1 protein-coding gene is annotated in these 438 nt (G+C 43.2%); it reads left to right on the forward strand.

The annotated features are described in order from the left end of the window. The coding region (locus LKE08_RS23425) for a hypothetical protein (protein WP_324706690.1) at positions 1-438 on the forward strand (438 nt) is incomplete at both ends.

Consider the following 438-nt stretch of genomic DNA (forward strand, 5'->3'; position numbering starts at 1 on the left):
GGCGTAGAAATTGATTCTTCTTCGATTACTCGCCCCGATGGTTCTGTCATATTGGGTGAAACTTCGACTGACTCGACGGACGATGCCACCACCGATAATTCGACGGACGATTACGACGATGATTACGACGATGATTACGACGATGATTACGACGATGATATCGATGATGATTCCGATGACGATAATGATTCTATCGATGATGTGATGGATGATATCGATGATGATTACGATGACGATATCGATGATGATTACGATGACGATATCGATGATGATTACGACGACGATGATTCTATCGATGATGTGATGGATGATATCGATGATGATTACGATGACGATACGGACAATGATCCGACGGTTCCCTCAACAGAAATTCAAGCGGGAACAACAGTAACAGGAGTGGTAGCGAGTTTAGCTGATGAGGGCGATGATTTTATATTG

Origin of the sequence: Lyngbya sp. CCY1209, from assembly GCF_035615495.1 — a bacterium.
GTDB lineage: Bacteria > Cyanobacteriota > Cyanobacteriia > Cyanobacteriales > Microcoleaceae > Limnospira.